Below are 8990 nucleotides of genomic sequence, written 5' to 3'. Positions count from 1 at the left end.
ACTAAAAATCCTTTTAAATCAAGACTTTCGAACTAAGGTTTTTTATTTCATTTGATTATATACGACAAAATTCGACATGAACAGACTTTTTTTACTTTCATTAAAGATTTTTAATTTTAATTATTCTTTTTCAGGGCATACGTATATATTCTTGATCTTAAAGGCTAAGATGGTATCATAGATAAAGGATAAATATAAATAATAATCATATATGATTTGCACTTATCGCCGCTCTCGTCCTTTGGGCGGGAGCTTTTTGACATTCTGATTGGGAGGTTTCAAGATGCCGCAAGAAAACAATACATTTTACATTACAACACCGATTTATTATCCGAGCGGGAAATTACATATCGGCCATGCATATACGACAGTCGCGGGAGATGCAATGGCACGCTACAAAAGATTAAAAGGGTTCGATGTTCGCTATTTAACAGGAACGGACGAGCATGGACAAAAAATCCAACAAAAAGCTGAACAGGAAAACATTACACCTCAGGAGTATGTGGACCGTGCAGCGGCAGATATTCAGAAACTGTGGAAACAGCTTGAAATCTCAAACGACGACTTTATCCGTACGACAGAAAAACGGCATAAAGTTGTGATTGAAAAGGTGTTTCAAAAGCTTCTTGATAACGGGGACATCTATCTTGATGAATATGAAGGCTGGTACAGTATCCCGGATGAAACGTTCTACACGGAAACTCAGCTGGTTGATATCGAGCGAAATGAAAAGGGAGAGGTCATCGGCGGTAAAAGCCCTGACAGCGGACACCCAGTTGAATTAATCAAAGAGGAATCTTATTTCTTCCGTATGGGTAAATATGCGGATCGTCTTCTGAAATACTATGAAGAAAACCCGTCATTCATTCAGCCGGAATCACGCAAAAACGAGATGATTAACAACTTTATCAAGCCTGGACTTGAGGATTTGGCTGTATCACGCACCACTTTTGACTGGGGTGTGAAGGTGCCGGAAAATCCAAAGCACGTTGTATATGTTTGGATCGACGCGCTATTTAACTATTTAACAGCACTCGGTTATGATACAGAAAATGATGAGCTTTATCAAAAATATTGGCCTGCCGATGTGCATTTAGTCGGTAAGGAGATTGTGCGATTCCATACCATTTACTGGCCAATTATGCTGATGGCCCTGGATCTGCCGCTGCCGAAGCAAGTATTTGCGCATGGCTGGCTTTTGATGAAAGACGGAAAAATGTCGAAATCAAAAGGGAACGTTGTAGATCCGGTTACATTAATTGAACGCTACGGTTTAGATGAGCTTCGCTATTACCTGCTTCGCGAAGTTCCATTTGGATCAGACGGTGTATTCACGCCGGAAGGTTTTGTTGAGCGGATTAACTATGATCTAGCGAATGATTTAGGAAACCTATTGAATCGTACGGTTGCGATGATCAATAAGTATTTTGACGGACAAATCGGTTCTTACAAGGGTGCCGTGACAGAATTTGACCAAACGCTCACTTCAGTCGCTGAAGAAACAGTGAAGGCTTACGAGAAAGCAATGGAAAACATGGAATTCTCGGTAGCTCTTTCGACATTATGGCAGCTAATCAGCCGTACCAACAAATACATTGATGAGACAGCTCCATGGGTGCTTGCCAAAGATCCGGCAAAAGAAGAAGAACTGCAATCAGTGATGTATCACCTTGCTGAATCATTGCGTATTTCAGCTGTGCTGCTTCAGCCATTCTTAACAAAGACACCAGAAAAAATGTTCGAGCAGCTGGGCATTACTGATGAAGCTTTAAAAGCTTGGGATAGCATTACAGCTTTCGGCCAGCTGAAAGATACAAAAGTACAAAAAGGCGAGCCGTTGTTCCCTCGTTTAGAGGCAGAAGAAGAAATTGCTTACATCAAAGGGAAAATGCAGGGCTCAGCGCCAGCTAAAGAAGAAACAAAAGAAGAAGAGCCGCAAGAGGTTGATCGTTTACCTGAAATTACGATTGATCAATTTATGGATGTAGAACTTCGCGTGGCTGAGGTCATTCAGGCAGAGCCGGTGAAAAAAGCGGACCGTTTATTGAAGTTGCAGCTGGATCTTGGTTTTGAAAAACGCCAAGTCGTATCCGGCATTGCGAAGCATTATACGCCTGAAGAGCTTGTTGGGAAAAAACTCGTTTGTGTAACAAATTTAAAACCGGTTAAACTGAGAGGAGAGCTTTCTCAAGGTATGATCCTTGCAGGGGAAGCAGACGGCGTATTAAAAGTCGTGTCTATCGATCAGTCGTTACCAAAAGGCACAAGAATTAAATAATGATAAACAAAAGGTGTTTCACGTGTAACAATTCGTCGAACACCTTTTGTGTTTCGACAAGAAAGGAGTTTTTGACTTATGTTGTTTGACACACACGCACATTTAAATGCAGAACAATATGATACTGATCTGAAAGAGGTTATTGAACGGGCAAAAGCTGAAAAAGTAGAACGAATTGTTGTAGTTGGTTTTGATCGTCCGACGATTACTCGTGCGATGGAAATGATTGAAGAATATGATTTTATTTATGCAGCCATTGGCTGGCATCCGGTTGACGCGATTGATATGACAGAGGAAGATTTAGCGTGGATTAAAGAGCTGTCTGCTCATGAGAAAGTGGTAGCGATAGGTGAAATGGGACTGGATTATCATTGGGATAAATCTCCTAAAGATGTTCAAAAAGAGGTGTTCAGAAAACAAATCGCCTTAGCAAAAGAGGTCAACCTTCCTATTATCATTCACAACCGTGATGCAACGGAGGATGTCGTGACAATTTTGAAAGAGGAAGGCGCAGAAGCTGTGGGCGGAATTATGCACTGCTTTACAGGAAGTGCGGAAGTGGCGAGAGAATGCATGAAAATGAATTTTTATTTATCATTTGGGGGACCGGTGACATTCAAAAATGCGAAGAAGCCGAAGGAAGTTGTGAAGGAAATCCCGAATGAACGGTTGCTGATTGAAACTGACTGCCCGTTTCTCACACCTCATCCTTTCCGCGGGAAAAGAAATGAGCCAAGCTATGTGAAATATGTGGCAGAGCAAATCGCTGAATTAAAAGGAATGACCTTTGAAGAGATTGCATCAATCACGACTGAAAATGCAAAAAGACTTTTCCGTATAAACTGACAAAAAACGCTAGCAGGTTTTGTAAGAGCTTGTCTCTTACAGCGTTTTTCTATAAAAGTTCTACATGCTTTCTTCTCCTCATAGGATAGGTTTGTCGACAAGTCTTTCTTCCGTTTCTCAGTGTAATTCAGGATAATGAAGAAGACACTGAGCTTTTTGGAGAAAGAGAGGGGAGGGTTGACAGCCTTTTAGATACTCTATATAATCTCTCCGAGGAGAAGGAGGCGTTTTTCATCACACAAAAAATGAAAAAGCTGTTTTCCGTAAAGCTTAGCAAAAGCAAAGTCATTCTGGTTGCTGCTTGTTTGCTTTTGGCAGGAAGCGGGACTGCGTACGCGGCTCATGAGCTGACAAAACAATCAGTCTCAGTTTCTATCAATGGCAAAAAGAAACATATTCGCACACATGCAAAAACAGTCGGTGATCTTTTAGAGACGCTTGATATAGAGACAAGAGACGAAGACAAGATCACACCTGCTAAACAGACAAAGATAACAGCAGATCTGGACGTTGTGTATGAGGCTGCAAAACCTGTGAAGCTTACAATAAACGGGGAAGAAAAGACATTATGGTCAACAGCAAAAACGGTCGGTGCATTACTGGACGAACAAGATGTTGATGTGAAAGAACAAGATCAAATTGATCCCGCAATAGATACAGATATTTCGAAAGACATGAAGATTAACATAGAACCCGCGTTCCAAGTTACTGTGGATGATGCAGGAAAACAAAAGAAGATCTGGACGACTTCGACTACGGTCGCTGACTTTTTAAAACAGCAAAAGATGAACATAAAAGACGAAGATAAAATCAAGCCTGCGTTAGATGCAAAGCTGACGAAAGGAAAGGCTGATATTACAATTACTCGTATCGAAAAGGTCACCGATGTAGTTGAAGAGAAAATTGCGTTCGATGTGAAAAAGCAAGAAGACGCTTCTCTTGAAAAAGGGAAAGAAAAGGTCGTCCAAAAAGGAAAAGAAGGCAGGCTTAAAAAACATTTCGAAGTCGTTAAAGAAAACGGCAAAGAAGTGTCTAGAGAGCTTGTAAAAGAAGAAACAGCTGAACAAAGCAAAGATAAGGTGATTGCTGTCGGAACAAAGCAAAGCAGTCCAAAGATTGAAAAGGTCAGTGCTTCCGGTGATTCAAAAACAGTTGTGTCCCGCAGCAATGAATCAACAGGCAAAGTCATGACTGTATCATCTACGGCTTATACGGCTAGCTGCAGCGGTTGTTCAGGACATACAGCTACAGGCGTCAATTTAAAAAATAATCCGAATGCCAAAGTTATCGCTGTAGATCCAAATGTCATTCCGTTAGGCTCGAAAGTCCATGTTGAGGGCTATGGATATGCCATTGCTGCAGATACTGGTTCAGCAATTAAAGGGAACAAAATAGACGTCTTTTTCCCGGAGAAATCATCGGCGTACCGATGGGGAAATAAAACAGTCAAAATTAAAATCTTAAATTAATATATACTTATGTATTCAGAGGGTTTTGCGCCCTCTGTTTTTTTCGTTATAATAGACAAAGTGTATTTTCTGCTTATTAGACGCTCGACATAAGAAAAAGTTTCATGAATATACAAAAGTTTTTATTTTGTCTTGGAGGAAATAATGAAAATAAAAGAGATCATTGTGGTCGAGGGGCGTGACGATACGGCCCGCATCAAATTGGCTGTTGATGCAGACACAATTGAAACAAATGGTTCAGCCATCGATGATCAAGTGATTGACCAAATCCGTTTGGCTCAGAAGACCAGAGGCGTCATCATTTTAACGGATCCGGACTTCCCGGGAGAGAAGATCCGCAAAACCATTTCAGAGGCTGTACCCGGCTGTAAGCATGCATTTTTGCCAAAGCATCTTGCCAAACCTAAAAACAAGCGGGGAATTGGTGTGGAGCACGCATCGATTGAAAGTATTAGGGCATGTTTAGAAAACGTGCACGAAGAGATGGAAGCGAAGCCGAGTGACATTTCAGCTGAAGATTTGATTCATGCTGGGCTGATTGGCGGATCTGCGGCCAAACGCCGGCGCGAACGACTGGGTGATCTGTTGAAAATCGGTTATACAAATGGCAAACAGCTTCAAAAACGGCTGCAAATGTTTCAAATTAAAAAAAGTGATTTTATGAGTGCGCTCGATACCGTTAAGCGGGAGGAACAGAATGAATAAAGATATTGCGACACCGATTAGAACGAAAGAAATACTGAAGAAATACGGTTTTTCATTTAAAAAGAGCTTAGGACAGAATTTCTTAATTGATACGAACATTTTAGACAGAATTGTCGATCACGCGGAAGTGACGGAGAAAACAGGTGTCATAGAAATCGGCCCGGGAATCGGGGCATTGACCGAACAGATTGCCAAGCGGGCGAAAAAGGTCGTGGCATTTGAGATTGACCAACGATTATTGCCGATCCTGAAGGATACGCTGTCTCCTTACGACAATGTCACTGTCATTCATCAGGACGTATTAAAGGCGGATGTCAAATCGGTCATTGAAGAACAATTTCAAGACTGTGATGAGATCATGGTTGTAGCCAATCTTCCTTATTACGTGACAACGCCGATTATCATGAAACTGCTTGAAGAACATCTTCCGCTGAAAGGGATTGTGGTCATGCTGCAAAAAGAAGTGGCAGAGCGCATGGCGGCAGACCCTTCATCTAAGGAATACGGCTCGCTTTCAATCGCGGTGCAATTTTATACAGAAGCCAAAACGGTGATGACAGTTCCGAAAACTGTGTTTGTTCCTCAGCCTAACGTTGATTCCGCAGTCATTCGGCTGATTCTCCGCGACGGCCCGGCAGTGGACGTGGAAAACGAAGCCTTTTTCTTTCAGTTAATCAAGGCAAGCTTTGCTCAGCGCCGTAAAACGCTGCTCAATAACTTAGTCAACAACTTGCCTGAAGGAAAAGCACGAAAATCAACGATTGAGCAAGTGCTGGAAGAAACAAATATTGACGGCAAGCGCCGAGGTGAATCCCTGTCTATCGAGGAGTTCGCAGCGCTGTCTAACGGATTGTATAAAGCCCTTTTCTAAAAGGGCTTTTTGTTTTGCGCACCACATGGACTGCCGCTACATAGGCTAGAGAAGGACCTTTCATTCAATGATAAGAAAAACTTGGACTCAGCGAAAAAAGGCGCTTTCTCAAGGCTCTTTCTTTCATGATGAGGCTTAGTCTATGTGTGGAGTGAGGAACGTGCAATTTCAAATAGGGGATATGGTAGCCAGAAAATCCTATCAAATGGATGTTTTGTTTCGCATTATAGGAATAGAGCAAACAAGCAAAGGAAATTCAATCGCTATTTTGCATGGTGATGAAGTCAGGCTGATTGCTGATTCGGATTTTTCTGATCTGGTAGCAGTGAAAAAAGATGAGCAGATGATGCGGAAAAAGAAAGATGAGAGCAGAATGAATGAATCGCTCGAATTGCTCCGCCAGGATTATAAGCTGCTCAGAGAAAAGCAGGAGTACTACGCGACAAGCCAATATCAGCATCAGGAGCATTATTTTCATATGCCGGGCAAGGTGCTTCATCTGGACGGTGATGAAGCATATCTGAAAAAATGCTTGAATGTCTATAAAAAAATTGGAGTTCCGGTCTACGGCATCCATTGCCATGAAAAGAAAATGTCTGCTTCTATTGAAGAATTGCTCGACAAATATCGACCTGACATTCTGGTGATAACAGGACATGATGCGTACTCGAAGCAAAAGGGCAGCATTGATGATTTGAACGCGTACAGACATTCAAAGCACTTTGTTGAAACGGTGCAAAACGCCCGAAAAAAGACCCCTCACTTAGATCAGCTTGTTATTTTTGCGGGGGCCTGCCAATCCCATTTTGAATCACTCATAAGAGCGGGGGCAAATTTCGCGAGTTCACCATCAAGAGTCAACATTCATGCGCTTGATCCGGTATATATCGTCGCGAAAATCAGCTTTACGCCGTTTATGGAACGAATCAATGTATGGGAGGTGCTCCGAAATACGCTGACAAGAGAGAAAGGGCTTGGAGGTATTGAAACAAGAGGAGTGCTGAGAATTGGAATGCCTTATAAGTCTAATTAACAGCTGAAAACCTGTATAGGAGATCTATGCGGGTTTTTTATTTTACATAATGATACATAATTTACCGAAACTTGCGGAAAATAATTGAGGAATCATAGAATTTTGTCAAAATAATTTTATTGACAACGTCTTATTAACGTTGATATAATTTAAATTTTATTTGACAAAAATGGGCTCGTGTTGTACAATAAATATAGTGAGGTGGATGCAATGGCGAAGACGTTGTCCGATATTAAAAGATCGCTTGATGGGAATTTAGGTAAAAGGCTGACGTTAAAAGCAAACGGTGGCCGCCGAAAAACGATTGAGCGTTCGGGCATTTTAGCTGAGACGTACCCTTCTGTTTTTGTGATACAACTAGATCAAGACGAGAACTCGTTTGAAAGAGTTTCATACAGTTATGCTGATATTTTGACTGAGACTGTTGAGCTGACTTTTAATGATGACGCCGCAAGCTCAGTGGCATTTTAACGGGCAGTGAACCTTTTGTTTACTGCTTTTTGTTTTGCCCTTTTTTGGTTTCCAGTAATTTTAACGAAAGTTCCATCTGATTTAGCAAAAGATAAAACGGTCACACATTATCGTGACGTGCACGAATGGCTATCACTTCTAAAAAAGGGGTTGTTTCGTTTGGGCAGACGTCGTGGAGTTATGTCAGATGAGTTTAAATATGAGCTGGCTAAAGACCTTGGTTTTTATGACACAGTCAAAAATGGCGGCTGGGGCGAAATTCGGGCCCGCGATGCCGGTAACATGGTAAAGCGCGCCATTGAAATCGCCGAACAGCAAATGGCTCAGAACCAGAATAACCGATAAGGATGTGACCCGGGGGACGTGCCGTTCCCCGGTTTTTTGTGTTGGATATAAATACATAATTGGCTGCAATATGGATATGTTCATCCTGTACTTCAAATGTGATACAATGTTCATACTTATGTTTAGATGGAGAAGTAGGTGAAAGCTATGCGTATTTTAGAAAAAGCGCCAGCAAAGATCAATCTGTCACTTGACGTCACCCGAAAACGCCCGGATGGCTATCATGAAGTCGAAATGATCATGACGACGATTGATTTAGCGGATCGGATTGAATTGACGGAGCTGGCAGAGGATGAAGTGAGGGTTTCCTCCCACAACCGTTTTGTGCCTGATGACCAAAGAAACTTAGCTTATCAGGCTGCCAAGCTGATCAAGGACAGATACAACGTGAAAAAGGGAGTTTCCATCATGATTACGAAGGTGATTCCGGTGGCTGCCGGTCTTGCCGGCGGAAGCAGTGATGCGGCGGCAACCCTTAGAGGGCTGAACAGGCTGTGGAATTTAAATCTTTCAGCAGAAACGCTTGCTGAGCTTGGAGCGGAAATTGGCTCCGACGTTTCATTTTGTGTCTATGGCGGAACTGCACTAGCAACAGGACGCGGCGAGAAAATTAAACACATCAGCACGCCTCCGCATTGCTGGGTCATTTTAGCGAAGCCGACAATCGGTGTTTCAACTGCTGAAGTATACAGACAGCTAAAGGTGGATGATGTAGAGCATCCCGATGTACATGGCATGATTGAGGCTATAGAGGAAAAGAGTTTTCAAAAGATGTGCAGCCGTTTAGGCAATGTGCTTGAATCTGTAACGCTTGATATGCACCCTGAAGTCGCGATGATCAAAAACCAGATGAAACGCTTTGGCGCAGATGCCGTGTTAATGAGCGGGAGCGGCCCGACAGTGTTTGGACTGGTTCAGTATGAGTCGAAGGTGCAGAGAATTTATAACGGGTTAAGAGGCTTCTGCGATCAG

9 protein-coding genes are annotated in these 8990 nt (G+C 42.3%); all 9 read left to right on the top strand.

Features of this window, described 5'->3' with window-relative positions; all coding sequences use genetic code 11:
* The first annotated feature begins 283 nt into the window (after positions 1 to 283).
* The gene (gene metG, locus RAC86_RS30590) at positions 284 to 2278 is read left to right on the top strand and encodes a methionine--tRNA ligase (protein ID WP_072565619.1); all 1995 of its coding nucleotides are present in this window, start codon (positions 284 to 286) and stop codon (positions 2276 to 2278) included.
* Positions 2279 to 2356: 78 nt separating this feature from the next.
* Positions 2357 to 3124 (top strand): TatD family hydrolase, encoded by a 768-nt coding sequence (locus RAC86_RS30585; RefSeq protein WP_072565620.1) that lies wholly within the window; start codon positions 2357 to 2359, stop codon positions 3122 to 3124.
* Between the two features lie 245 nt (positions 3125 to 3369).
* Complete coding sequence (locus RAC86_RS30580; protein WP_236827537.1) at positions 3370 to 4593, top strand: ubiquitin-like domain-containing protein; 1224 nt, start codon at positions 3370 to 3372, stop codon at positions 4591 to 4593.
* 144 nt (positions 4594 to 4737) lie between these two features.
* Positions 4738 to 5298 (top strand): ribonuclease M5, encoded by a 561-nt coding sequence (gene rnmV / locus RAC86_RS30575; RefSeq protein WP_072565622.1) that lies wholly within the window; start codon positions 4738 to 4740, stop codon positions 5296 to 5298.
* A complete protein-coding gene (gene rsmA / locus RAC86_RS30570; protein WP_014112298.1) occupies positions 5291 to 6169 on the top strand; it encodes a 16S rRNA (adenine(1518)-N(6)/adenine(1519)-N(6))-dimethyltransferase RsmA in 879 nt (292 codons plus the stop codon). The genes rnmV and rsmA overlap by 8 nt, the downstream gene beginning before the upstream one ends.
* A gap of 160 nt (positions 6170 to 6329) precedes the next feature.
* A complete protein-coding gene (prtG, locus tag RAC86_RS30565; RefSeq protein ID WP_014112299.1) occupies positions 6330 to 7202 on the top strand; it encodes a sporulation-specific protease PrtG in 873 nt (290 codons plus the stop codon).
* Between the two features lie 210 nt (positions 7203 to 7412).
* Positions 7413 to 7673: a biofilm formation stimulator Veg gene (veg, locus tag RAC86_RS30560; RefSeq protein ID WP_003218330.1), complete on the top strand. Its 261-nt coding sequence runs from the start codon at positions 7413 to 7415 to the stop codon at positions 7671 to 7673.
* A 159-nt stretch (positions 7674 to 7832) separates the two neighbouring features.
* Positions 7833 to 8018, top strand: a complete 186-nt coding sequence (locus RAC86_RS30555; RefSeq protein WP_003218333.1) for a small, acid-soluble spore protein, alpha/beta type — start codon at positions 7833 to 7835, stop codon at positions 8016 to 8018.
* A gap of 147 nt (positions 8019 to 8165) precedes the next feature.
* Positions 8166 to 8990 (top strand): 4-(cytidine 5'-diphospho)-2-C-methyl-D-erythritol kinase (ispE, locus tag RAC86_RS30550; RefSeq protein ID WP_377886362.1); only part of this gene is annotated, 825 nt, incomplete at its 3' end.

Source organism: Bacillus sp. LR_5 (genome assembly GCF_042709275.1).
Note: the sequence above shows the minus strand (reverse complement) of the source record. Positions and strands in the feature narration are given on the sequence as shown.